The organism is Synechococcus sp. 63AY4M2 (assembly GCF_002760475.1).
Taxonomy (GTDB): Bacteria; Cyanobacteriota; Cyanobacteriia; order Thermostichales; family Thermostichaceae; genus Thermostichus.
The window spans coordinates 2,278,072-2,300,628 of record NZ_AXUX01000001.1; the positions used below are offsets into that span (position 1 = coordinate 2,278,072).

At 61.3% G+C, this 22,557-nt stretch carries 23 protein-coding genes and 2 tRNA genes; 15 read left to right on the plus strand and 10 right to left on the minus strand.

From position 1 onward, the window contains the following. Positions 1–144 precede the first annotated feature (144 nt). The 4 genes from SYN63AY4M2_RS10110 to SYN63AY4M2_RS10125 all read left to right on the plus strand — a co-directional run bounded on the left by SYN63AY4M2_RS10110 (position 145) and on the right by SYN63AY4M2_RS10125 (position 3,398). Positions 145–1,341, plus strand: a complete 1,197-nt coding sequence (locus SYN63AY4M2_RS10110) for a metallophosphoesterase (protein WP_011431096.1) — start codon at positions 145–147, stop codon at positions 1,339–1,341. A gap of 294 nt (positions 1,342–1,635) precedes the next feature. Continuing rightward, a tRNA-Val gene (locus tag SYN63AY4M2_RS10115) sits at positions 1,636–1,707 on the plus strand. 284 nt (positions 1,708–1,991) lie between these two features. Further along, on the plus strand, positions 1,992–2,765 hold the full coding sequence (locus SYN63AY4M2_RS10120) for a PspA/IM30 family protein (protein ID WP_011431094.1): 774 nt from the start codon (positions 1,992–1,994) through the stop codon (positions 2,763–2,765). Between the two features lie 168 nt (positions 2,766–2,933). Then, complete coding sequence (locus SYN63AY4M2_RS10125; protein WP_011431093.1) at positions 2,934–3,398, plus strand: pentapeptide repeat-containing protein; 465 nt, start codon at positions 2,934–2,936, stop codon at positions 3,396–3,398. Positions 3,399–3,409: 11 nt separating this feature from the next. Here the strand turns inward: SYN63AY4M2_RS10125 and cysQ are convergent, their stop codons facing one another. The 5 genes from cysQ to rpsP form a co-directional block, all read right to left on the minus strand. Then, positions 3,410–4,207, minus strand: coding sequence for a 3'(2'),5'-bisphosphate nucleotidase CysQ (cysQ, locus tag SYN63AY4M2_RS10130; RefSeq protein ID WP_011431092.1), 798 nt, complete (start codon positions 4,205–4,207; stop codon positions 3,410–3,412). A 17-nt stretch (positions 4,208–4,224) separates the two neighbouring features. Then, positions 4,225–4,986: an imidazole glycerol phosphate synthase subunit HisF gene (gene hisF, locus SYN63AY4M2_RS10135; protein WP_011431091.1), complete on the minus strand. Its 762-nt coding sequence runs from the start codon at positions 4,984–4,986 to the stop codon at positions 4,225–4,227. 27 nt (positions 4,987–5,013) lie between these two features. Continuing rightward, positions 5,014–6,117 (minus strand): ArsA family ATPase, encoded by a 1,104-nt coding sequence (locus SYN63AY4M2_RS10140; protein ID WP_011431090.1) that lies wholly within the window; start codon positions 6,115–6,117, stop codon positions 5,014–5,016. Continuing rightward, positions 6,114–6,374: a KH domain-containing protein gene (locus tag SYN63AY4M2_RS10145; protein ID WP_011431089.1), complete on the minus strand. Its 261-nt coding sequence runs from the start codon at positions 6,372–6,374 to the stop codon at positions 6,114–6,116. Before SYN63AY4M2_RS10145 ends, SYN63AY4M2_RS10140 begins: the two co-directional genes overlap by 4 nt. A 63-nt stretch (positions 6,375–6,437) precedes the next feature. Beyond that, positions 6,438–6,905, minus strand: a complete 468-nt coding sequence (gene rpsP / locus SYN63AY4M2_RS10150) for a 30S ribosomal protein S16 (protein WP_011431088.1) — start codon at positions 6,903–6,905, stop codon at positions 6,438–6,440. A gap of 238 nt (positions 6,906–7,143) precedes the next feature. Here rpsP and SYN63AY4M2_RS10155 point away from each other — a divergent pair, with 238 nt between their 5' ends. After that, complete coding sequence (locus SYN63AY4M2_RS10155; RefSeq protein ID WP_011431087.1) at positions 7,144–7,581, plus strand: TerB family tellurite resistance protein; 438 nt, start codon at positions 7,144–7,146, stop codon at positions 7,579–7,581. A gap of 51 nt (positions 7,582–7,632) precedes the next feature. Here SYN63AY4M2_RS10155 and SYN63AY4M2_RS10160 read toward each other — a convergent pair whose 3' ends face one another. Then, positions 7,633–8,052, minus strand: a complete 420-nt coding sequence (locus SYN63AY4M2_RS10160) for a metal-sensing transcriptional repressor (RefSeq protein ID WP_228375284.1) — start codon at positions 8,050–8,052, stop codon at positions 7,633–7,635. An 89-nt stretch (positions 8,053–8,141) separates the two neighbouring features. On the opposite strand from SYN63AY4M2_RS10160, the gene sds reads away from it, so the two are divergent. Then, the gene (gene sds, locus SYN63AY4M2_RS10165; protein ID WP_011431085.1) at positions 8,142–9,113 is read left to right on the plus strand and encodes a solanesyl diphosphate synthase; all 972 of its coding nucleotides are present in this window, start codon (positions 8,142–8,144) and stop codon (positions 9,111–9,113) included. A gap of 15 nt (positions 9,114–9,128) precedes the next feature. Here sds and lepB read toward each other — a convergent pair whose 3' ends face one another. Continuing rightward, the gene (gene lepB / locus SYN63AY4M2_RS10170) at positions 9,129–9,815 is read right to left on the minus strand and encodes a signal peptidase I (protein WP_011431084.1); all 687 of its coding nucleotides are present in this window, start codon (positions 9,813–9,815) and stop codon (positions 9,129–9,131) included. A gap of 160 nt (positions 9,816–9,975) precedes the next feature. Here lepB and SYN63AY4M2_RS10175 point away from each other — a divergent pair, with 160 nt between their 5' ends. Then, on the plus strand, positions 9,976–10,290 hold the full coding sequence (locus tag SYN63AY4M2_RS10175; protein WP_011431083.1) for a hypothetical protein: 315 nt from the start codon (positions 9,976–9,978) through the stop codon (positions 10,288–10,290). Between the two features lie 129 nt (positions 10,291–10,419). On the opposite strand, the gene SYN63AY4M2_RS10180 is transcribed toward SYN63AY4M2_RS10175, so the two are convergent. Beyond that, complete coding sequence (locus SYN63AY4M2_RS10180; RefSeq protein WP_011431082.1) at positions 10,420–11,487, minus strand: general secretion pathway protein; 1,068 nt, start codon at positions 11,485–11,487, stop codon at positions 10,420–10,422. A 168-nt stretch (positions 11,488–11,655) separates the two neighbouring features. Here SYN63AY4M2_RS10180 and SYN63AY4M2_RS10185 point away from each other — a divergent pair, with 168 nt between their 5' ends. The 5 genes from SYN63AY4M2_RS10185 (at position 11,656) to SYN63AY4M2_RS10205 (ending at position 15,013) form a co-directional block, all read left to right on the plus strand. Then, positions 11,656–12,393, plus strand: a complete 738-nt coding sequence (locus SYN63AY4M2_RS10185; protein ID WP_011431081.1) for a pyridoxine 5'-phosphate synthase — start codon at positions 11,656–11,658, stop codon at positions 12,391–12,393. After that, positions 12,390–13,022, plus strand: coding sequence for a DUF3318 domain-containing protein (locus SYN63AY4M2_RS10190; protein WP_011431080.1), 633 nt, complete (start codon positions 12,390–12,392; stop codon positions 13,020–13,022). The genes SYN63AY4M2_RS10185 and SYN63AY4M2_RS10190 overlap by 4 nt, the downstream gene beginning before the upstream one ends. Before the next feature lie 18 nt (positions 13,023–13,040). After that, positions 13,041–13,862 (plus strand): biotin--[acetyl-CoA-carboxylase] ligase, encoded by an 822-nt coding sequence (locus tag SYN63AY4M2_RS10195; protein WP_099812887.1) that lies wholly within the window; start codon positions 13,041–13,043, stop codon positions 13,860–13,862. Positions 13,863–13,883: 21 nt separating this feature from the next. Next, positions 13,884–14,858, plus strand: coding sequence for a M23 family metallopeptidase (locus SYN63AY4M2_RS10200; RefSeq protein ID WP_099812888.1), 975 nt, complete (start codon positions 13,884–13,886; stop codon positions 14,856–14,858). Between the two features lie 74 nt (positions 14,859–14,932). Next, positions 14,933–15,013, plus strand: a tRNA-Leu gene (locus SYN63AY4M2_RS10205). Positions 15,014–15,244: 231 nt separating this feature from the next. Here the strand turns inward: SYN63AY4M2_RS10205 and SYN63AY4M2_RS10210 are convergent. Then, positions 15,245–16,258, minus strand: coding sequence for a glycosyltransferase family 9 protein (locus SYN63AY4M2_RS10210; protein ID WP_049749781.1), 1,014 nt, complete (start codon positions 16,256–16,258; stop codon positions 15,245–15,247). Between the two features lie 499 nt (positions 16,259–16,757). Between SYN63AY4M2_RS10210 and SYN63AY4M2_RS10215 the strand changes: the two genes are divergently transcribed. Together SYN63AY4M2_RS10215 and SYN63AY4M2_RS10220 are read left to right on the plus strand one after the other, a co-directional pair. Then, entirely contained in the window at positions 16,758–17,918 is a 1,161-nt protein-coding gene (locus SYN63AY4M2_RS10215) for a DegT/DnrJ/EryC1/StrS family aminotransferase (RefSeq protein WP_099887505.1), read from the plus strand. 95 nt (positions 17,919–18,013) lie between these two features. Beyond that, positions 18,014–19,222 carry a DUF58 domain-containing protein gene (locus SYN63AY4M2_RS10220; RefSeq protein WP_099887359.1) on the plus strand — a complete coding sequence of 403 codons (1,209 nt, stop codon included), beginning with the start codon at positions 18,014–18,016 and terminating at the stop codon, positions 19,220–19,222. Positions 19,223–19,408: 186 nt separating this feature from the next. On the opposite strand, the gene SYN63AY4M2_RS10225 is transcribed toward SYN63AY4M2_RS10220, so the two are convergent. After that, positions 19,409–20,368, minus strand: a complete 960-nt coding sequence (locus SYN63AY4M2_RS10225) for an NAD(+) kinase (RefSeq protein WP_011431074.1) — start codon at positions 20,366–20,368, stop codon at positions 19,409–19,411. Positions 20,369–20,795: 427 nt separating this feature from the next. Here SYN63AY4M2_RS10225 and SYN63AY4M2_RS10230 point away from each other — a divergent pair. Then, positions 20,796–22,557 (plus strand): serine/threonine-protein kinase (locus SYN63AY4M2_RS10230; protein WP_240530531.1); only part of this gene is annotated, 1,762 nt, incomplete at its 3' end.

Genomic DNA, 22,557 nt, shown 5'->3' on the forward strand with positions numbered 1-22,557 from the left:
TCCGTCGGGCATCGACCTGTCCAGGCAGTGTGCGGAGGAAAGGGCGCCAACGGGAGCGCGTCAATTATCAGTTATTTTCTTCAGTTATTTACAATACGATATCGCCTATCTACGAATATCGCTGGGGTGTTGAGGAGAAGCGGGATGCGGCGGCGCCAAATGATCTTAGGCCTGTTGGGATTGGCCGGCAGCAGTGGATTGGTGGGGGCCTATTGGGCCAGTCGGCAGCGCCCTGCTTCTGTGCCTCTATCCGCAGAGATGGGATCCCCTGCTTCCCCGCCTCCTACCCCTCGGCCTACGCCCACAGTTGTCCCCCATCCGGAAGCTCCCCGGGGCCTTTACATCCCAGCCCGCCGCGATCTGCGCCTGATGGTGATCAGCGACCTGAATGGCATCTACGGCTCGGTGGACTACGACCCGGAGGTGGATCGGGCCATCCGCCTCATCCCCTATTTCCAGCCGGATATCGTCTTGGGGGGAGGGGACATGGTGGCTGGCCAAGATCCCCGCCTGTCGGAGGAGCGCATCCGCGCCATGTGGGCAGCCTTTGACCGGCATGTGGCCGGCCCGCTTCGTGCTGCCAAACTGCCCTACGGCTTCACGCTGGGCAACCACGATGCGTCCTGTGCCCGCAGCACGCGCGGGGGCTTTCTCTTCCAAAAAGAACGGGATCTGGCCCGCGAGTTTTGGAACGACCCGGCCCACGATCCCGGTTTGAATTTTGTGGATCGAGGCGACTTTCCCTTTTATTACACCTTCGAAAAAGACGGGGTGTTTTACTTAGTTTGGGATGCCACCTGCAACTACATCCCGCCGGAACAGATGGCCTGGGCAGAAGCGGCGCTGGCCAGCGAACGAGCCCAGAAGGCCAAGTTGCGCATCGTCATCGGTCACCTACCTCTCTATGCGATTACCGTCGGACGCGACGATCCGGGAGAGGTGCTGCTGGAGGCAGACGCCAAACGGGCCCTGCTGGAGAAATATCGCGTCCACACTTACATCAGCGGCCACCACCACGGCTACTACCCCGGCCACAAGGGGCAACTGCAACTGCTCCATTGCGGCATCCTCGGCTCCGGCCCCCGCCCCCTCCTGAATAGCCCCCTGCCCCCCCGCAAGACCCTTACCCTCATCGATGTGGACTTCGACGCTCCGGAGGTTACCTACTACACCACCTACCACATGCGGGATCTGAGCGTGATCGACCAAGCCGAACTGCCCCGCTTCATCACCGGCCACAACGGCCTGGTGCTGCGCCGCGATGTTAACTGGGATAACCTCACCCCCGAAGAAATCGCCACCTGCCAAGCTCGTATTGGATCCCTGTGCCGCGACGACTGACTCTTAAGCTCAGGAGCGTTGCATCTCGGCAAAAGACTGATAGCTCCTCTGCGGATGGTAGAGATGGCGCTGCTGCACAATGTCCTGTATCGACACCTGGGAGAAGTGCCGCTTGTGCAGATGGGATCCCCGCCTGCGCTGGGCCAGGCACAAGTGTAGGAGGGGATGGACAAGGCCATAGAAGTCGTCGTCTTGGCAGCCCCGAGCGGCAAGGAGTGGGCCTCGAAGTGGCTTGCAGATGTGATATCATCAATTTCCAACCCTTGGGCAGATGCGCAGCCGCATCTTCAGCGAGGGCTGTTAACTCAGAGGTAGAGTACCACCTTGACACGGTGGGAGCCGCTGGTTCGATTCCAGCACAGCCCATTGTCAGAGGATCCCAAAGACTCTGCCAAAGTTCGAAAAGGCCTTGTCCGGCAAACCCTCTCGGCTTTCAGGGATCCCGACAATTCCCTGCAACCTGCGAAAATCCAGGGGGGGACGGGCTCCTCTCTGCAGCGGCTGTTTTGGAGGGCTGGAGCGTTGGTCTGGGGTTACGGCCAATTTCTTCGGATCCCGGCCAGGGATCCCTATACTGGAGTAGGAGCCCTGGAAGGCGCCGGCGTGGCAAGGGTAGCATTAGGTCAAACTGCGAGAGGGGGAAACGACCGATGGGATTGTTCGATCGGGTCAGCCGGATCATCAGAGCCAACCTCAACGCGCTGATCAGCAGTGCCGAAGATCCGGAGAAAATCCTGAACCAAACCATTCAGGACATGTCTGAGGATCACTACCAAATGCGGCAGGCAGTTGCCCAGGCCATTGCTGCCCAGAAGCGGATCGAGCGGCAGTACGAGCAGGCGCAGCAGAACGTCGACGAGTGGCAAAGGCGCGCCGAGTTGGCCCTGCGCAACAACAACGAGGCCCTGGCCCGCGAAGCGCTGGTGCGCAAGAAAACCTTTGCCGAAACCGCCCAGAGCCTGAAGCGGCAGTTGGATGAGCAGACCAAACAGGTGGAAGTCTTGAAGGCCAACATGACCAAGCTGGAGAGCAAGATCGCCGAGGCCAAGACCAAAAAGGATATGCTCATCGCGCGGGCTCGGGCGGCCAAAGCTTCCCAACAAATTAACCAGGTTATCGGACGGGTGGACGCCACCAGTGCCTTCGCGGCTTTCGAGCGTATGGAAGAGAAGGTAAACGCCCTGGAAGCTCAGTCGGCGGCCGTGGCCGAGCTGGCGGTGGACAACTTGGAGCGACAGTTTGCCGCTTTGGAAGCAGGTGGCTCGGACATCGATCACGAGCTGATGATGCTGAAAGCGGCGATGGGGGGCCAATTGCCCGCCGGAGAGCAGAAAGCTCTGCCGAGAGATCAATCTGCTGCCACCAGCGAGAGCGAGGTAGATGTAGAGCTAGAAAATCTACGCCGCGAAATCGACCGGCTTTGAACGAATGGGAGGTAGCGTCTTCTTGAGAGTGTCTCCTCTGGGCTCAGGGGCGTTGGGGTATGCTAAGCAGGGGGACACAGAGTGGTAAGCTAGCCCAGAAGAGCTCTTGGCCTGCCTCTGGTGGGGTTAGGGTAGCCTTCTGCGTTTTTGCGAGAGAAACAAACAGCGATGACCACAGCGAGTATCAAACCTCTGCTGGACGCCAAGCAACTGTTGCAGGCTTATGCGTCTGGCCGGCGGGATTTTTCTGGAACCAACCTGAGCGGAGCCCAGTTGAGCGGCGCGAACTTGAGGGGCATTGTCCTGCGGGATGCCGACTTAAGTGGGGCGGATTTGCGCGAGGGGGATCTGTCGGGCGCAGATCTCTCAGGGGCCGACCTGCGCGGAGCCAAACTGCGGCGGGTGAACCTCATTGGGGCCAAGCTGGTCAAGGCCGATCTGCGGGGGGCCAACCTCTACCGGGCCAAGTTGCTCAGGGCCGACCTTAGCGAGGCCGATCTCAGCCGCGCCGATTTGCGAATTGGCGCCGATCTGCGGGGAGCCATCATCACCAACACCCGTTTTCGCGGCGCCCTCTACGATGAGTACACCAAGTTTCCGGAGGGGTTCAACCCCACCGAGATGGGCATGTAATCCCAGGCTTTCTAGGGAACCAGCTCCTGCCACAGTTGGGCTGCATCGGCGGCAGCCGCCACAAAGGGCGGGTTGTGCAGATCAGGCTTGTTGTAGCGCAAGGGATCCCCTTTTAGATCGGTGACGCTTCCCCCGGCTTGCTCGACGATGCAGTGGGCAGCAGCAGTATCCCACTCCATGGTTGGGTCGAAGCGGGGGTAGAGATGGGCGGATCCCTCGGCCACAAGGCAGAGTTTCAGGGCGCTGCCCACCGACTTCACCTCGAGGGAACCGTAGCGCCGCCGCAGCCGCTCGAGAAATTGCTCCGTCTCCGGGCCGCGGTGGGAGCGGCTGGCCACCACTTGCAGAGGGGCCTGGGCGGGCGGGCGGGCCCGGATGGGCTGATCTCCTCTATAGGCCCCCAGCCTTTGCACAGCCCTGTAGGTAAGGCCGAGAGCGGGGGCATGGACGACGCCTAAGATGGGGATCCCTGCCTCGACGAGGGCGATGTTCACGGTGAACTGGCCGCTGCGCCCGATAAACTCGCGCGTGCCGTCCAAGGGATCCACCAGCCAGAACTGCCGCCACTGTTGCCGCTCCGGATACGGGATCCCGCCGGATTCTTCCGAGAGCACGGGGAGGCCGGGGGTCAGATCTTGCAGGCCCCGCAGGATCAAGTGGTGGGCGGCCAGATCGGCTTCGGTGAGGGGGGAGGAGTCGGCCTTGTCCCTGACCCGGATCTGATCTTGCCGATAGATCTCCAAAATGGCCTGCCCGGCTGTTTCCGCAAGGCGGCTGACATGGGGCAGGAGATCGGCCAGATCCTGCATGGGCAAACTCTCCAGGTTTAGCGACGCACCGGAATGCCGTGGGCGGCCAAATCGGCTTTGATCTGGGCAATTGTCAACTGGCCGTAGTGGAGCAGCGAGGCCAACAGGGCTGCTTCTGCTCCCCCCTCTTGCAGAGCCTGGCGGATGTGGGCACATTCCCCTGCCCCCCCTGAGGCGATCACCGGCACCGCCACCGCCTCGGCCACGCGGCGGGTCAGCTCCAAGTCGTAGCCCGCTTGGGTGCCGTCGGCGTCCATGCTGGTCAACAAGATCTCCCCCGCCCCCCGCTCGGCCACGGTTTTGGCCCACTCCACCGCGTCCAGGCCCGTCGGCTCCCTCCCCCCGCGCACGTACACTTCCCAACCGCCACCCTGAGGTTTGGCACGGGCGTCGATGGCCACCACGATGCACTGGGATCCAAACCGACGGCTGGCCTGGGTGACCAGATCCGGATCCCGGACTGCCGCCGAATTGAGGCTCACCTTGTCGGCCCCGGCCCGCAACAGTTGCCGGATCCCTTCCAGATCGCGGATCCCACCTCCCACCGTGAGGGGGATAAACACCTGCTCCGCCGTGCGCCGCACCACCTCCAGCAAGATTTCCCGCTCTTCGTGAGTGGCGGTGATGTCTAGAAAAACCAGCTCGTCAGCTCCCGCCTGGTCGTAGGCCTGGGCCAGCTCCACCGGATCCCCGGCATCGCGCAACTGCACAAACCGGATCCCTTTGACCACCCGCCCCGCCGCCACATCCAGGCAGGGAATGATCCGCTTGGCCAACATCGCCTTCTCCTCCGCTGGCGCGATGGCCTAGCCAAAGGTGATGACTAAGAAAGGCTCCTGAAACTTGGCCCCGGTTACCTGCCGGCCTGCCAAGCTGGGGGGCAAGAACAAGTTGCGCCGCTGATCCCCGGCGGTGATGGTCAGTTCCGGCCCCGACTGGCTCAGCTCGATCTGGGCCTTGCTGAAGCCGGGAATAAACAGCTTGACGGTACGGGCTCCCTCGTCGATGGCCACCGGCGGCGGCACCTGCGGCACCGCGAAAATCCCTCCTACCGCCTCTTCCAAAGCCGACCAATCGGATCCCTGGCGCCGCGGCAGGATGCGCACAGGCAGCGGAGAAAAATCGGCAGCCGACACTTCCCCAGGAACCAGCGGCATGACCCAGAGGCCACCCACCGTCAGCCCCACCATCTGGGCGCTGCCCCAGAGGTAGCGGGCAGTCTGCACGGCCATCGGATCCGGGGTGGTTACCAGGTGGGCCAACACGCGACGAGGATCGGCGATGGCCTGGCGTCCCTCCTCGAAAATGTTGGTCATCCCCCCCAGCCGATTCGACAGATCCTCTAAAGACGAGAACTCCACTGTGCTGACCGATCGCAGCAGGGGCTCGACGAAAGGGCGCAGGGTTTTGGCCAAGTCGGAGCCCAAAAAAGCTTTAGAAGCCCGCCGCCAGTACCAACTGGCCACCTCCGGGATCCCAAAAGCCCGCAAGGTGGTCAGATCCCCCGGCCCATCGTAGAGAATACAGTCGTACTGGCCGCTGGCATCGTAGCGACGCAGGGCTTCCAGAGCCAGGGCCTGATCCATCCCCGGCAACACCCCCAGCTCCTGGCCGTAGATCTCCCGGAAAAAGGGAGTGCGCACGTATTGGGCTTCCAGCTCCTTGGCCGCCGTCCAGTGTTGCTCCAGGAGCTGAGTTGTGCGCAACTGCACCACACTTAAATTGGCGGCAATGGTTACCGGCTCGCCGGAAAGCGGGATCCCGCCCAAGAGCATCTCCAGCCCCGACCCCGGCTGATGGCCCACCAACAGCACCCGCCGCCCCTGCTGGGCTGCTGCCCGGGCCGCTGCCACGGCCAGGGTGCTCCGGCCTGTGCCCCCTTTGCCCAAGAAGGTAAGGATCTGGCTCATTCCCGCTCTCCAGACTCTCCGTAGATGTCGATGTACAGCGATTGCCCCGCCAACTGAGCTGCCGCCATCATTACCTGCCGAATGGCCTGCAGGGTGCGCCCGCCTCGCCCCAACACCCGCCCGCGATCCTTGGGGTCAAAAGCCAGCCGCAGCCATACCTTGCGCCCGCCACAAGTGGTTTCCACATCCATTTGCGGCGGGCCACCGCTGAGCAACGGCTCGATCAGGAGATGGACAAGGGCCTCGTAATCCGGCATGGGGAGCTAGACGACAGGGAAGAACAACTGCCGAGCCAAGCTTAACCGAAAGCGTAGCCGACCCTAGGCCTCAACCTGAGGCTTTTCCTCCTCAGGCTCCGGCTCCTGGGAGTTCGGTTCCGCTGCCGCCCCAGCCGGCTCGACTTCCCCCGGTTGCCCTGCCATCTCGGCAGAGGCCTCGCAAACAGCGGCAGGCTCCTCTGTGGACGGCGCCGGATCAGGGATCCCAGCCTCCGGCTTGGCGATAGCCGGGATGCGAATCGCGGCAACCACTCCGCCCTCGCCGGCTTTGAGCATCTCGTAGATGCCGGCCTTCCTGAGGAGGCTGTCCACCGTATCTGTAGGCTGAGCGCCACAACGCAACCACTTGAGCAGGCCTGCCGTCTCCAGAACCGTCTCCTTGGTGCGCGGGTTGTAGTAGCCCAACTCCTCCAGCGGACGACCCTCGCGGCGGGCCTTACTTTCGATGGCGACGATGCGATAAGTGGGTTGCCGTCTTTTTCCGTAGCGCTTGAGCCGCAATTTAACCATGGGGTGTCTGCTCCTCGGGGGTGCTCCGCAAGCTGTAAAGGGTTACCAAGAGAAAAAAAGATGAAGCAAGCCAAGTTGCCGCCCCTTCCCACATCCCAGCGGAAGTCTTGGCGGCTAGCTATGACACAGGCCCTCTATTGTAATCGATTTTTCCTCGGCTGAAAAAGGGTCGAATCGACACCAGGTGGCATCTTCGTGGCAAAGTTGAAGAGGAAACCCAAGCTCAGCAGCAACCCCTATGGTCAACTACGCCGACTTGACAGATGAGCAGCGCCAGCTCTACCTCAAAGCCTTGATCGCGGTGGCCCGCGTGGACGGCCAGTTGGACGAAGAGGAGAGCAACTTTTTCCTGCAAATTGCAGAAGGGATGGGCGTCGAAAAACAGGTGGCCCAAAGCTATCTGGCCGACGAGACAGGCGCAACCCTAGACCTCAGCCGGATCCCTCCTCTACACAATGCAGCCGGAGCCTTGATCCTGAGAGATTTGGCGGCGATGGCGGTGGTCAACAACAAGCTAGCGGAAAAAGAAGAGGCCCTGATTTTCGAGATCGGCAAAGCCATGCAGTTCAGCCAGGAAGAGATCAACGAGTTCTTGGACTGGGCCTTCATGGGCCTGCAATGGCAACTGAAAAGCGCCGCTCTGCTGGAGCGCTACGCTGCCGACGGCAACAGCTAGCCTTGGCTTGAGCAAAGCCCAGCCCACCCCCATGGGAAAGGCTTGTATCCACTAGCTGATGTAGCGATCCAGGGCCCGCTGCAGCTCTTCCAGTTCCACCTCGATGTTGCCACTTTCGATGGCGTGGCGGATGCAGTGACGGATGTGATCGTCAAGAATAAGGCGCGCCACCCGATCCAGTGCCCCCTTGACAGCGGCAATCTGCAGCAGCACATCCGGACAGGGCTGATCCTGCTCGATCATGGAGCGGATCCCGCGCACATGCCCCTCGATGCGAGCCAGACGATGGATCAGCTTGCGCCGCGACTGCGGGTCATGGTGGTGAGGCTGGGCTCGCCCCGATAGAGGTGGCCGCTCCAGTGCAAGCTCCCACTCCTCCTCCCAATCGGGTTCTGCAGGGAGGGGGGGGACAGAGCCGGTTGGCACTGGGGGAACGGGATCCGACATAAAAAAGCAGAGGACTGTTTGCATGATACCGCTCGCTTTTCCCCGAGAACGTTGGGGTGCTCTACAATAAGGGGAGATATGAAATTTTGTAAAACCTCTCATACTTTGGCTCCATGACCTCTGTGCTCTCCCCCTTTGGCCCTGTAGAAGCGGATCTGGAGCGTTTACGCCAGAACCTGTCGCGGCTGGTTAGCGCCAAACACCCAATTCTGGCCATGGCTGCCGAACATCTGTTTTCGGCGGGGGGGAAAGGGATCCGACCGGCGATTGTGCTGTTGATTGCGCGGGCTACTACGCCGGATGGGGAGATTACCCCGCAGCATTGGCGCCTGGCGGAAATTACCGAGATGATCCACACGGCCAGCTTGGTGCACGACGATGTCATCGACACTGCCGATGTGCGGCGGGGCATCGACACAGTAAATACCCTTTTCGACAACCGCGTAGCGGTGCTGGCGGGGGACTACCTCTTCGGCCAAGCTGCCTGGTATTTGGCTAACCTGGACAATCTGGAAGTGGTGAAGCTCCTGTCCAAGGTGATCATGGATCTGCCGGAGGGCGAGGTGCGCCAGAGCCTCACCCGCTTCGACCCGGATGTGTCCTTGGAAGAGTACCTGGCCAAGAGCTTCTACAAAACCGCCTCCCTCATATCCGGCAGTTCTAAGGCCGCCGGGCTGCTGAGCGGGGTCAGTCCTGAGGTGGCCGATCGCCTCTTCGACTTTGGCCGCGACCTGGGCATTGCCTTCCAAATCGTGGACGACCTGCTGGATTTCACCGCTTCGGCAGAGATGCTCGGTAAGCCGGTGGGATCTGACCTCATCCAGGGCAACTTGACGGCACCGGTTTTGTTCGCCCTGGAGGAGTTTCCCCAGATGCGAGAGCTGATCCTCCGAGAGCTGGCCGAACCCCAGGATCTCCAGCAGGCCCTGGAGTGGGTTTACCAGAGCAATGGGATCCCGCGCTCCCGCGAGTTGGCGCGAGACTATGCCCGTCGGGCTGCTGAGGCGTTGGAAGTTCTCCCCGATTCGGTAGCCCGCCGAGCTTTGTTTCAGATGGTGGACTATGTGCTGGAGCGGGCCCGCTGAGAGGTTTTCCCAGGTTTAGGTTCGACTCCCCGAGGCCTGCGCCCCTTCAGAAGAGAGCTCCGGATACTCTGGCGGGGTGAAAAAGTGCAGGCGATTGGGGGGCCAAAAGCGGAAGATGGTGTTGCCGATGATGTTCTCTTCCGGCAAAAATCCCCACACATGGGAGTCTTGGCTGTCGTTGCGGTTGTCCCCCATCACAAAATAGGAGCCGGGGGGGACGAGAAATTCGGATCCCTGGTTGGGCACGCCGGGGCAGCGCTCGCCCGGACAGGAGTAATTGGGGGGAGCGTAGATATAGTCCTCCTGGAGCGGGATGCCGTTGACGATCACCTTGCCATCGGCAATGCGGATGCGATCCCCCGGCAGGCCGATCACCCGCTTGATGTAGGCACCGTCGAAGTTCAGCTTGGCAGGCGGGTAGAAGACGATGATGTCGCCCCGTCTGGGGGAGCTGAAGCGGTAGCTGATCTTTTCCACCACCAGCCGATCTCCTTCTTCTAGGGTGGGCAGCATCGAATCGGAGGGGATCCAACGTGCTTCCGCCACAAAGGTGCGAATGCCGAAGGCCAACAGCAGCGCCAGCACCACTGTCAGCAAGTTCTCCCGCTGAGCCTGCCACCAAGCGCGGGATCTGGAGCCAGCGGAGGTTTCTCCTGGCGGCAGCTTGGGCTGGGGCAAAGACGTCGGATCTTTTGACGACATGGCGGCTAGCGCACAAGACTGCACGATCTCCAGATTATCGCACTCAACCGAGGCAGTAGGAGCAGAGGCTGTCCGGTCAAGCCGACGCTAGAGAGACAAAAGGCCGGGAGTAGCCTAGGATCAATAGGCGGAGATACCCTGCTCGTGACTTCCAAGCCCCATGACGATTTCGACAGAAGAGCGCCTAGAGCGGGTCGAGCGGCTGGTTGAAACCAACAGCCAAGCAATAGCTCGCCTCACCCAACAACAAGGGGAGATTCTGGATCGGATCGATCGGCTCTCAGGAGATACCCAAAAGCTCTCGGAGCGGGTCGAGAAGCTCTCGGGTGACGTCGAAAAGCTCACTTTTAAGTTCGACACCGCCCAAACCATTGGGGAACGGCTGGAACGTCTGGCCACCAGCCTGATTGCCGGGGCCACCATCAGCATTATTGCCGGGGTGATTTTGGTGCTGTTGCGGGAGGGATCCCGCTAGGAAGAAGCCGCTCAGGTTGTCGTGGGAATGGGACGCCTGGAGCGAGGAGGAGAGGCTTCTGGATTCCTACGGGCAGGGATTGGGGCAGGAGAGCAGTGGCCCGGCCTGTATCCAAATGCCCATAGGAGATCAACTGCCGGAATTGAGTTTTTCCCAGTCCTGCTGGCGGATGGCGATCATCTGGGCTTGGGCCTGAATGGCCGCCAGCATTTCTGTCATCAGGGGCCAGTCGCTGCCGGGGGGGGTGGGGTATTGCTTCAGCTTCTCGATTGTGGTGCTGAGGGCAGCTTGCAGTTGTTGCAGCAGTTGATGGGCCTGCTGGGCCAAAGCCACAGTCTCGGAGACGCGGAGGCGGTTTTGGCCTTGCTGATACTTGTGGAGGGTCTCCCCTCGCAGAATGCTGAGGATGGCGCCTTCCCTGGAGGAGGAAACCTGGCCACTCTTGGAGCGCTGGGGAATGATGCGCAATTGCAGCACCAGCGGCTCCCCCCGATACATCCGCTCTGCTTCCGCCTGCTGGGGCTCCCCGATCAGCCCTGCATCCAGGGCCATCATCCGCTTCATGGCGGCGATCAACTTTGCCCGTATCGACTCCGAGAGATCCTTAAATAGATCCCGCAAAATCCCCTGCTGGCGGTAGCGCACCCGACACACCAACCCCTCCTGGGGTTCAACAAAAATTTGCTCCGCTTTCTCCTCCAAAGCTCGCCGCAGCATCGAGTTCAGCAACTGCTGCGCCGTCTCTTCCGATTCGTCAACAGGAAGGGGCGGAGCAGTTGGCCGTGCCGGCAGCGGCTGGGTGGGGGTCAGTCGGCTGGGCGGCTCGGCCACGGGAGCAGGAACTTCCCGGGTGACGCGGCTGGCTTGGGCCTGGAGGCGTAGCTGCTCCACCTCTGCCGGGCTCGGCGGATGGCTGAAGTAGTAGGCAATTAAATCCTGCTGCTGCTCAAAAGTAATCGGGATCGGCTCAACGGAGATCTGGGAATAGGCGAGCATCTTGCTCACGTAGTCCAACGCCGCCAAATCCTGGGGATCCACCATGCCCAAGATCAAGCTGTCGGTGTCCAGAGCGAGGGGCACAACCTGGTAGTAGATGCAGATTTCTACCGGCAGGTATTGGGCAATCAGGACCGGCACCCGCGCCCGGTCAACAATGGAGTGTTGTCCCACCGCCAAAGAGGTATCTGGATTGGTCATGGCAAGCCCGCAGTGGATCCCGGAGGGGCGAGGTGTCGTTCTCGATCATAAAGCCTGTGCCCCTTAGCTCTGCGCCCCGCAATACCCTGACTCGTCTGACCGGCACAAGTAATGAATAATGTAATACTAGGAGCATTCATCACCAGCTACAGTGAAAGAAGTTGAGCCTTGTTAAGTCTGGGAGTTAACATCGACCACGTCGCCACCCTGCGCCAGGCTCGCCGCACCGTAGAGCCGGATCCGGTGGCCGCGGCGGTGATCGCCGAGTTGGCAGGGGCAGATGGGATCACGGTGCATTTGCGCGAGGATCGCCGCCATATCCAGGAGCGGGATGTGCGGCTACTGCGCCAGACGGTGCGCACCCACCTCAACTTGGAGATGGCCGCCACCGACGAGATGGTGGCCATCGCCCTGGAGATCAAGCCCGATTATGTCACCCTAGTGCCCGAGCGGCGAGAAGAGGTCACCACCGAGGGCGGTCTGGATGTGGCCGGGCAGGTGTCGCGTCTTAGCGAGGTGGTAAGCCAACTGCAGGGATCCGGCATTCCCGTCAGCTTGTTTGTCGATCCCGATCCCATCCAAATTGCCGCCGCTGCCCAGGTGGGGGCCCGCTGGGTGGAACTGCACACGGGACGCTATGCGGAGGCATCCTCGGAGGCGCAGCAAGAGGCGGAGTTGGCCCAACTGCGGCAGGCCAGCCAACAGGCGATTCAACTGGGCTTGCGGGTGAACGCCGGACACGGCCTCACCTACTGGAACGTCGGCCCGGTGGCCCGGATCCCTGGCATGGAAGAGCTGAACATCGGCCATAGCATCATCAGTCGAGCGGTGCTGGTGGGATTGGAGCGGGCAGTGCGAGAGATGCGTCAGGCGATGGGATTAAGCTCAGGAGTAGGCCCGGCATGAACTCGGAGTACTACAGCTACGACAACTACGTTCTCGACCAGGCTGAGATCGATCGCCTGCTGGATCTGCTGCCCGCCAGCATGCGGGAGAGCGTGAAGATCTTGCCGGCCTCGGAGCGGCAGACGGTGGTGATCAAGGGCCGCCGACAGATGCCCTGGGAACGGCAGATGCGGCTGTTCATCAAACCCTACGAGTGGCGACAGTTCACTCCCCTGCAGCGGGCAGGGCTGTTTCTCCACAAGGTGGGCTACTACAGCCGGGCAGCCTCGCGGCAGATCGACTTTTACCTGGCCATAGCGGCTCTGGGAGGGCTGAGCCTGATCTTCGAGGTCGTGCAGCAAGACCCGGTGGGGGCGACGGTTTCGGGAGGGTTGAGCGGCTTGGCGCTTTGGCAGTTGCGCCGCGACCAGACCAACGACCGCCGTCTTCTGGCTGCCGATGCCTACGCCGTGGATCGCCTGGTGTTGCGCGGGATCCCACGGCTGCAGGCGGTGGAGGCGCTGGGGCAGGCGCTGCACGTGGAGGCCCGTCTGGAGGGGCGCTCCGGCAACGACCTGCTGGACATGTTGCGCTATCAAAATCTGAAGCGGTTGGCCCAACGCCCGGCAGAAGATATCGTGTTGAGCTAGGGCTGGGGGGACTTAGCCATGCTCTCCCCCTCGCGGCTGGGATCCCTGGTGGGCCAGGGGGCATGGGGCCACCACCTCTTGCAGGTGGTGACAACCGACTCCACCAACCGGCTGCTTTTGCAGTGGGGGCGCCAGTTTCCTCAGCCCCTGCCGCCGGGCACGGTTTTGGTCAGCACCCGCCAACGGGCAGGACAGGGCCAGCACGGGCGGGTGTGGCACTCGGAGCCGGGGGGGCTGTATCTGTCGGTCTGGCTGGGATCCCCGCCTCTGCGGCATTCGCTGCTGGAGTTGACCCTGACGCTGGCCTGGGGTGTTGTGGATAGCCTACGACAGAAACTGGGGATCCCGCTGCGGCTGAAATGGCCCAACGACCTGGTGGTGGTGGATGAGCAGTGTCCGGGTTCTCTGCGCAAGCTGGGTGGCCTCTTGGTGCAGAGCCGCTTTGGGGAGAGAGGGCAACTGCTGGGGCTGGTGGCCGGCGTTGGGGTCAATGTCAACAATCCCGTGCCCGCTGGCGGGATTGCCTTGGCAGAAATTCTGGGATCCCGGCAGGACAGCACCGCAGTTGCCGCCTGGGTTTTGCAGGGGATGGAGCGCGGGTTTCAGATCTGGCTGCAGGAGGGGTTTGCCCCTGTGCGCTCCAGGTACGAAGCCTGGACGGTGAAGCCGCAAGTCCAATGGCTCCCTGGTGAGGCGTCGGCTACGGTTTTGGGCCTTGCCGAGGATGGCAGGCTGCGGGTACAAACTCCAGGAGGACAGATCCTCGTCCTTTCTCCCGACCAGGTGCGCCTGAGCTATCAAGCGTCTCTTGCCAGTGGCCCTTCGTTTCCTCCTGAGTGACCCGTGTTGGATCCCTTGCGCATGTCGGCAAAGTCTTTTTGGCTGCGTCTTCTCTCCCGGCCAGGCAGCCGGTTGGCGAGAAGGGCGCGGCTGCTGCGGCGGCTGGGCCTGGGCTTAGGGTTGGGACTGGGCCTGCTGCTCTGCTTCTCTTCCACCGCTCTGCTGGCGCAGACGCAACTCCATCCTCTGCCCCCTCCTCCCTCAATAGGCCCGGCTCTGGACACCCCTGGAGCAGAAGCCCTGCTGTTGGATGGTGCCATTCCCCTGCCGGCGGGCAGCCCAGAGTCTCCAGGCTTGGCGTCCAAACCTGGCAGCTCTCCAACCCTGGAGGCAGAAACCCGCGCAGAGACGGTGGTGGGGCGGGAAATTATTATGGAGCCGCCAGCAACCCAGAACTTGGCCGTCGATGCTCAGCCGGAAAGTGGGGTGCCGGTGGTGCTGATGGAGCGCAGCTCCGGTCGCCGCATCATCCTCATGCCAGGCGAAGAGATTCGTATTGAGGATCCCAGCCAACCCCAAACGCCTAAGCCGCCAGCGCCGGCATTGCCCGAATTGGCGACAGGTGAAGAACAGTTGCTCTATCCTTTGCCCCACCCCGTGCCGATTACCTCTGGGTTTGGCATGCGAATTCACCCCATCCGCGGCCAGCCAGAGTTCCATGCCGGCGTGGATCTGGGGGCCAGCCTGGGCACGCCAATCCTGGCTGCGTTGAGCGGCAAGGTGGTGAGCGCGGGATCCTTGGGAGGCCTGGGAATTACGGTTGTGCTGGACCATGGCGGCAGTCGGCGCACCCGCTACGGCCACATGTCCGAAGTCGCGGTAAGAGCCGGGGAAGTGGTGGAACAGGGATCCGTGATCGGCTATGTGGGGGCAACCGGGGCGGTAACCGGGCCACACCTGCACTTTGAGCTGTGGAAGCGGGCAGGGGGGCAAGGCTGGGTGGTTTTGGACGCCACAGAGGAGCTGAAGGTCGCCGTTGCCCAGTTGCCGGGTTAGCCAGAGCCGGCTTGGGTTAGCATAATTGAGCGGGATCCGAGTCGGCTGACAACCGGCCTACGGGGCCAGCTTTTGCGGACGTGGCGGAATGGCAGACGCGCTAGACTTAGGATCTAGTGCCGCAAGGCGTAAGGGTTCAAGTCCCTTCGTCCGCATGGCCAAACAAGCTCCTCATTCCCGGCCTTTTTCCTAGAGGGAGAAGGAGAAAACTGTGCTACTCCCTTTCCAGGCTGGGACAGCCGGTATAGCGGGACAAGCTCTCCCTGGGGCGAGGAGCGCAGTGTCCTGGGAGAGGAGTTGGGGTGAGGGAATGGTTTCAAACTTGTCCGAAGTGGCTGCAGGATCCCATAACCTTTTGGGCTGGTCTTGGGGAAAGTCTTCTGCCGCTAGCCGGGGAAGATCACTTGCAGGATTTGCTCAGGAGCAATCGAGTCGATCACCCCGTTGGCAGCCTTAACGGCGCGGAACGGCCCTTCGGAAGGCAGCAGCCGCTCCGGCTCAGTGGGGCCAAACACAGCCACCAGGGGAGTTTGGGTGGCTACTGCTAGGTGCATGGGGGCGCTGTCGGTACACAACAGCAGGGTGGAGCCAGCAATCAAGGCCGCCAGTTGGCCCAGGTGGGGAGGGCGGCTCACCGGCAGATCCGGCAGTTGCGACAGAAAGCCCTCCGCCAGCTGCTCATCTTCTGGCCCCAGCAGCAGCACCAGCGGCAGCTCCGGCCGCTTTTCCCGGAAGCCCTTGATGACCTTGACCCAGCTGGCGGGGGGGTAGATTTTCTGAATTCCCTTCTCCTGGGACAGTTGGCTGGCGCCGGGATGTAACAGCACGTAATCTTGGGCAGCATCCCCCAGCAGGCGCTTGCGTTCCTGCTCGGCCCACTCCAGGTCTGTCTTCTTTAGGCGAACCTGAGGCAGGCCTGCCGTCGCAGTGATGCCAAACCCCTGCAGCAGGTCGTGATACATGCTCGCTGCATATTGGGCCGGCTTCAGGGGCACCGGGTCGGTCAGCCAAGGTCGCCCAGGCCCTGGTGGAGCATAGCCAACCCGCTTCGGGATCCCAGTTAGCCAAAGCAGCAGCTTGACCCCTAAGCTTCTGCCCAGGCTCAGCACCGCATCGTACTGCCGTTCCCGGATTCGCCCCAGCAGATCGCTGATATCTCCCAACGAGAGCTGCTCTTTAAACGGAAAGGTTAGCACCCGATTCACCGAGGGACAAACCTCGTAGGCAGCTGCCGCCCGCGGCTCCACCAACACCTCTAGCTCCGCTTCTGGAAAGCGCTGCCGCAAACTTGCCAGGGTGGGAAAAAAAAGAATTTGGTCGCCAATCCCTCCCGGCACCAAAGCTAGAATTCGGGGGGCCAAAGGGGCTTTGCCGAGAACTGCTTGAGAAGCAACCTGCATAGAACATCCTGTCGATAGCTGTAGCCGACCTAGGGAATCCCTGGCCAGGGACGTACCGCGTTTACTCTATCTCAGATTGGGATAGATTCGGAGTGGGCTGGGATCCCAGCAGTCCACTTGTAGCGAAGATAAGGGAAGAATCACTTGGGGCCAGAGCGTTGTGGACGCCGAAAATCAGCTTTTCCGCCTCAGGGAAGAGGCATAGGCGATTTTAATCGCTGATTTCTCTCTCTGCTACACTGTACATACTGACCTACCTTCGTGAAAAACCTAGCCGGCAGCTAAGCAAGACAAACCAAGCAGAGCCTTGGCATTATGTCCTTGCTTGCGCTAGCGGGACAGGGCCGTGAGAGCTGTCTAGAGGCGGCTTGACAACGCCTTTACGAGTCCAGCAACGGACTGGGTAAGAATTCTCCAGCTTTCTTTAGTTGGTGGGAGTGTCGAAAGCTCTCATCCTCGATAATGGGCTGTGGCCGCTACCTTCCCAAAAGGCAGCACCGTGACGGATGAGCCTATTCCGCTGCTGGACTTGACCTTGCAATACCGCGCTCTGGCTGAAACCCTTCTGCCCGAGGTGGAGGCGTTGCTGGCCTCAGGCCAGTACATCGGGGGAGAGGCGGTGCGGCGTTTTGAGGAGCTATTCTCCCGGTTTCTTGGCGGCGGGGACCTGGAGGCTGTTGGCTGCAATTCCGGCACCGATGCTTTGGTGCTGGCCTTGCGCGCCCTTGGGATCCAAGCAGGTGACGAGGTGATCACCACTGCCTTTAGCTTTTTTGCCTCCGCCGAGGCTATCGACTTGGTGGGGGCACGGCCGGTGTTTGTGGATGTGGATCCCTGCACTTTTAACCTGGATCCCCAGCTTCTGGAAAAGAGCATTTCCCCCCGCACCAAGGCGGTGATCCCGGTGCATCTGTTCGGCCAGGCGGCCAACATGACCGAGATTCTGGCCATTGCGCGACGCCATGGGTTGGCAGTGGTGGAAGATTGCGCCCAGGCCATAGGGGCCTGCTGGGGAGGCAAGCCTGTGGGCACCTGGGGAGATATTGGCTGCTTTAGCTTTTTTCCCACCAAAAACTTGGGGGCAGCAGGGGATGGTGGGGCGGTGGTGACCCGGGATCCACAATTGGCCCGCAAGGTTCGCATTCTTAAAGAACACGGCCAGACTCGCCAATACCAGCACGAGCACATCGGCCTCAACAGCCGCCTCGACGCGCTGCAAGCCGTGATCCTGTCGGTTAAGTTGACCCACCTGCGGGAGTGGAACTGGCGGCGGCAGGCCATTGCCGAGGGCTATCACCGCCTGTTGCAAGGGATCCCTGGGCTGATCCTGCCCCAGGTGGCGGTGGGGGGCAACTCGGTGTGGCACCAGTACACGGTGCGGGTGCCTGGTTCCGACTCGACGGACTCGCGGCGGCGCGACCGGTTGCAAAAGCAGTTGCAGGAGCGGGGCATTGCCAGCCGCGTTTACTACCCCATCCCGCTGCATCTGCAGCCGGTGTACCGCAAAAAGTTGGGGTACAAACCTGGGGATCTGCCCAATGCTGAGCTCTGTGCTGCTCAAGTGTTGTCCTTGCCCTGTTTTCCTGAGTTGACTCTCCAACAACAGGAGCGGGTGGCTGCGGCCATTGCCCAAATCCTCACCGAACAAACCTGCTCCTAGTGCCTGATCCCTTTACGCTGCAAGATACGGGTATTCTTGCGCGGAGGGTTGGGGAGCAAGAATTAGCGGTACAGGGCTGCAGAGGAGGCAGGCAAATGTTATTGAAACTTAGCCAAACGGCACTTCAACTCCTGCAATCGTTGCAGTGGCCGCGGAAGTTGGGGATCCGCCCTCCCCAGTTGTCCTCAAGGCAGCGGGTTCGTTTTCTGCGCCGCTTCTGCTTTACCCGCATCGGGGGGCGGTTTGTTGGGATCACCCTCTTGGTAAGCATTGCCGCCTTCAACACCGGCAACAATCCCCTTTACTTGGTGCTGGGGATGCTGCTCAGCCTCATTCTCCTCAGCGGCATGCTCTCCGAGCTTACCCTCAAAGATCTGGAGGTGAGCCGGCAGTTGCCCAGCCGCATTTTTGCCGGCCAGCCGGTCTTGGTGGGGCTGACGCTGGTCAACCGCAAACGGCGCCTGCCCAGTTTTTCCCTACAGGTCAGCGAGCGCATTGAGGGGCTCAGGCGGGCCGATTGGCCTTCCAGCTACGTTTTGCGCTTGGATCCCGGCGCCAAGCTAGATACCTTCTATCAGCACACTTTTTCACGGCGAGGGGCGTGGCGGCTGCAGGGCTTTGAAATTGCCACCAGCTTTCCCTTTGAACTCTTCCGCAAGGCAGTGGAAATTGAGGATGCGCAGACGGTGATCGTGTTTCCTCGGCCTGCCCCTGTGCAGGGTTTGCTGCTGCCGGATCAGTTCAGCGGCGGCAGCCGGTTGCGCCCTCAGCCGGGCCAGGAGGGGGACTATCTCAGCTTGCGGCCTTATCGTCCCCAAGATGATGTGCGCTCGGTGCACTGGAAGATCTCGGCCAAACGGGATCAACTGGTCGTGCGCGAGCTGGAGCGTCCCCGTTCCCAGGCCATTGTCCTCTGTTTTGAAAACCGCTGGCAGCCGCGGGGAGAAGGCCCTGAAGCGCATCGCAACAAGCTGGAGCGGGCCGTAGAGCGCTGTGCCGGGATCCTCACCTATCTCATCCGGGAAGGCCACCCGGTGGCGTTGGCCACCTTGCAGGAGCGGACTCCTTTCGGAACGGATTTGGCCCATCTAGATTGCCTATTGGCCCTCTTGGCTCAACTGACGTTTGTCGGGGATCCGCAACTCAATTCTCAACTGAAAAGAGAGCCTGATCCCTCTGTCGGGTTTAACCTCACCCCCCAAGATCGCTGTGTGCTGCTGGCCCATCCCGGCCAGGATGGAAAATCTGCCCCGGCCCATCTCATCCACACGGGATCCCTGCTGCAATTTATCCCAATTGAGTGAACCTCAGACTCATTTTGATAGCGGAATCCGTCGGGGAGCGTTTGGAAAGCTTGAGTCGCGGATCTCTTTAAAGCTTTAGGTTGAACTGCTGGAAAAGTGTCTGAGTAGGTAAAGTCTGAGGCTCATGGGAGAGGATTCCAGGGGAGTCAAACTCCGCTACTCTAGCTCCCCAACTTTAGGATCCCTTTATCCCCCTTCCGGGCGGTGGTTGGTGGTGGGGATGTAGATGCGGCTGCCGGCCCACTGCAGTTTTTCTCGCAGGGTGCGGAAGTAGGAGAGGTCTTTTTCTAGGATCAGCAGCTTGGCCGGCAGGTGAGCCCGTTGAATTTGTACCCACTGGCCGGGGTTGACCGATTGGGCCAAGACGCCATCGCTCCAGAGGCGGGTCAGCCCTTCCGGATCGGCAAGGGGCCAGATCTCCACCGTAGCCGTGCCGCCGATGACGATGGGACGGCTGGACAAGCTGAGGGGACAGATGGGGGTGATGATGATGGCCTCAAAGCTGGGCTCCAGAATGGGGCCGTTGGCTGCCAGGGTGTAGGAGGTGGATCCCGTCGGTGTAGCCACCAGCACACCATCCCCGTGGTACTGATCCAAAATCTCGCCATTGACTTCGATTTCCAGGATGGCGGCGGGCAGGCGTTCCCGGTTGATGGGCTTGAGGCACATTTCGTTGAGGGCGTAGTACACGTCACTGACCGGGCGGCCCTGCCGCTTGCCCTCGCCAGGAATAGCCCCCTGCCCCAGTTGCACTTGCTCCCAAATCTGGGCCTGCAACATCATCCGGGCTTGCAGGACGAAGTCTCCGGCCTGGATGCGATCCCAGGGATCCTGGTGCAGCACCCGCTCTGACTGGGCCAAAAACCCCAGCCTGCCCCCCGACTGAATGGGCAAAATGGGGATCCCATGGGGGGCCAGGTGGCGGGCCGCCGCCAACACCGACCCATCTCCCCCCAGTACCACAGCTAGGTCGATGGGATCGGAAGTGGCCTCCAGGAAGACCGGGTAGGGGTTGTGGTGCAAGCCGGTGGGGGCTGTTAGCACCGTAACGCCGCGCCGGCGCAACTGCTCCGCACACAGTTGACAGGCGGCCTTGCTCTCCCGATCCCCCTCTTTGTAGGCAATCACCACCAAGCCCAAGTCCATAAGCCCTCGCGCAGGGATCCCTTCCGATCATCCCCCTTTGGGCTGAAGGTTGCCCAGAAGGCTGAATTTCCCCCAGCATTCCCTTGCGCTTTTTTCACATTTACTGGAGATCCTTAAAAAAATCTCTAAATAGTCATTCCAAATGGTAATAAAAAACGGCTTGTCGCAACGCTGTCGCGCACGCGCTGGCGGCGCAAAGCGCTATCCCTAACTCCCCTCTCCCTTTGGGAGAGGGGCTGGGGGTGAGGGGGGCTGGGAGAGGGGCTGGAGGTGGTCGCGCCGGCGGCGCGGAGCGCTTGGGCCTCCAGAGAGTCAAAGATTGGGATCCCTGAAGTTGGACTGAGCAATGGGCGGGTATGAATTCCAGCAATTGGTTTATCGTATGGACATCTTGGCCTGAGCTGCCTTTTCTTGCGCCTGCAAACCTATGTCTTTTGATCTCACCAATCGCATTTTGGGCGGTCGCTACCGGCTAATTCAAGAAATCGGTGGTGGCGGCATGGGATCCGTCTTTCGCGCCTTGGACTTACACAACAACCACCAAGAGGTGGCGGTCAAGGTCCTGCACGCGCCCTTGCTGCTGAGCCGGGGCGACGCCCAGATCGATTTGCGCCGCCGCTTTGCCGAAGAGATCCGCATCAGCATCCTTCTGGGACAGCATCCCCGCATCGTCAAAGTTTTGGATCACGGCCAAGAGGGCGAGCAAGCCTACCTGGTGATGGAGTACCTCAAGGGGCAGGATCTGGGCAAGCTGATGCGGGAAAAAGGGGCTCTGCCGCTTCGGCAAGTCATTCGGTTGGCCCTGCAGGCTTGTGAAGGGCTGCACTTTGCCCACACGTTCCGCGCCAAGGTAGATGGCCGCGAGATTCGGGGCGTGATTCACCGCGACATCAAGCCCAGCAACCTGTTTGTCGAGCGCGTTTTTCAAGATGGCCAGCTTACGTCTCAGCTCAAGATCCTCGACTTCGGCGTGGCCAAGACCCTGGCGGATCACACCCTCAGCCTAGGCACCCACAAAGGGGGCGGATTTATCGGCACGGCCCGTTACGCCTCTCCTGAACAGATACGGGGCAAGTCTCTGGATGCCCGCTCGGATATCTACTCGTTTGGGGTGGTGCTCTACGAGATGCTGACGGGATCCATGCCCTTTCAATTGGAAACCGACTCGTTGCACAGTTGGATCCACGCCCATTGCTACGAAAGCCCCCTTGAGATCAACCCGGAGACAACTCCGCAGCCGATCCCGCCCGCCTTGGCAGCGGTGGTGATGGATTGCCTGAAGAAAAACCCGGACGAACGCCCGCAGACGATGCAGGAGCTGGGGGAGCGGCTGCTGCAGGCTTATGAGCTGACGGTGGCCACTCAACTCCCCAGCAGCCAGGCCAGTACCGTGATTCTTCCCACCGGCGGTGCCAAGGCTCAAAACGAGGCTCCACCCTCTTCCGATCCCAGACCGCCGATCAAAACCACCGGCAATACAGGATCGGCTTCTGGAGCCTTTGAAGACATCCGCGATGAAGATCTGGATCTTGTCGAAGATGACCCCATCCCGCCTGCAGGTGCAGGGATCCCCTATTATATCGCCGAGCGGGAACCTCTCCCCTCAGATCCCTCGGCAGAAGCTGCGCCGGATCCCTCCCCCAAAGTTGAAGGCGAAACTGCCGAAACGCCCTCTACAGTCATCCAGGCCAGCAACACGCTTCCGGCTGCTCCCCCTCAGGATCCCCCCGTCCCACCACGAACGGATACTCCCCCTACCCGTCCCCTGCCGCAAGCCGCCCCCCCAACGGTTCTCCAGCCTTCCGGCAGCAGCCTAAAGTGGGTCTTGGCCGGGGGAGGCGCTGTGGCTTTGCTAGCCGCCTTTTTGCTCTGGCCGCGCCCAACAATCCGCGATACTCAGGAAGAGCCGGAGCCGATTTCTACCGCTGAAGTCACCCCAACACCTACCCCCGAGCCCGCCCCGACTCCGACACCGCCACCCACCCCGACTCCAACACCGCCACCCACTCCAACTCCGACACCGCCACCCACTCCAACTCCGACACCGCCACCCACCCCGACTCCGACACCGCCACCCACTCTAACTCCGACACCGCCACCCACTCCAACTCCGGCACCAACACCCACTCCCACCCCGGTGCCAACACCAACGCTTACCCCTATCCCTCGCTTTACCCCGCTCGTCCCCC

Coding starts and splice junctions, on each gene's coding strand:
- rpsP (WP_011431088.1), bottom strand. CDS start 6,905: ATGGTTAAATTGCGGCTCAAGCGCTACGGAAAAAGACGGCAACCCACT.
- SYN63AY4M2_RS10175 (WP_011431083.1), top strand. CDS start 9,976: ATGACGATTTCGACAGAAGAGCGCCTAGAGCGGGTCGAGCGGCTGGTT.
- SYN63AY4M2_RS10220 (WP_099887359.1), top strand. CDS start 18,014: ATGTTATTGAAACTTAGCCAAACGGCACTTCAACTCCTGCAATCGTTG.
- sds (WP_011431085.1), top strand. CDS start 8,142: ATGACCTCTGTGCTCTCCCCCTTTGGCCCTGTAGAAGCGGATCTGGAG.
- SYN63AY4M2_RS10160 (WP_228375284.1), bottom strand. CDS start 8,052: ATGCAAACAGTCCTCTGCTTTTTTATGTCGGATCCCGTTCCCCCAGTG.
- SYN63AY4M2_RS10195 (WP_099812887.1), top strand. CDS start 13,041: ATGCTCTCCCCCTCGCGGCTGGGATCCCTGGTGGGCCAGGGGGCATGG.
- SYN63AY4M2_RS10200 (WP_099812888.1), top strand. CDS start 13,884: ATGTCGGCAAAGTCTTTTTGGCTGCGTCTTCTCTCCCGGCCAGGCAGC.
- SYN63AY4M2_RS10210 (WP_049749781.1), bottom strand. CDS start 16,258: ATGCAGGTTGCTTCTCAAGCAGTTCTCGGCAAAGCCCCTTTGGCCCCC.
- SYN63AY4M2_RS10110 (WP_011431096.1), top strand. CDS start 145: ATGCGGCGGCGCCAAATGATCTTAGGCCTGTTGGGATTGGCCGGCAGC.
- lepB (WP_011431084.1), bottom strand. CDS start 9,815: ATGTCGTCAAAAGATCCGACGTCTTTGCCCCAGCCCAAGCTGCCGCCA.
- SYN63AY4M2_RS10225 (WP_011431074.1), bottom strand. CDS start 20,368: ATGGACTTGGGCTTGGTGGTGATTGCCTACAAAGAGGGGGATCGGGAG.
- cysQ (WP_011431092.1), bottom strand. CDS start 4,207: ATGCAGGATCTGGCCGATCTCCTGCCCCATGTCAGCCGCCTTGCGGAA.
- SYN63AY4M2_RS10190 (WP_011431080.1), top strand. CDS start 12,390: ATGAACTCGGAGTACTACAGCTACGACAACTACGTTCTCGACCAGGCT.
- hisF (WP_011431091.1), bottom strand. CDS start 4,986: ATGTTGGCCAAGCGGATCATTCCCTGCCTGGATGTGGCGGCGGGGCGG.
- SYN63AY4M2_RS10140 (WP_011431090.1), bottom strand. CDS start 6,117: ATGAGCCAGATCCTTACCTTCTTGGGCAAAGGGGGCACAGGCCGGAGC.
- SYN63AY4M2_RS10120 (WP_011431094.1), top strand. CDS start 1,992: ATGGGATTGTTCGATCGGGTCAGCCGGATCATCAGAGCCAACCTCAAC.
- SYN63AY4M2_RS10145 (WP_011431089.1), bottom strand. CDS start 6,374: ATGCCGGATTACGAGGCCCTTGTCCATCTCCTGATCGAGCCGTTGCTC.
- SYN63AY4M2_RS10125 (WP_011431093.1), top strand. CDS start 2,934: ATGACCACAGCGAGTATCAAACCTCTGCTGGACGCCAAGCAACTGTTG.
- SYN63AY4M2_RS10180 (WP_011431082.1), bottom strand. CDS start 11,487: ATGACCAATCCAGATACCTCTTTGGCGGTGGGACAACACTCCATTGTT.
- SYN63AY4M2_RS10155 (WP_011431087.1), top strand. CDS start 7,144: ATGGTCAACTACGCCGACTTGACAGATGAGCAGCGCCAGCTCTACCTC.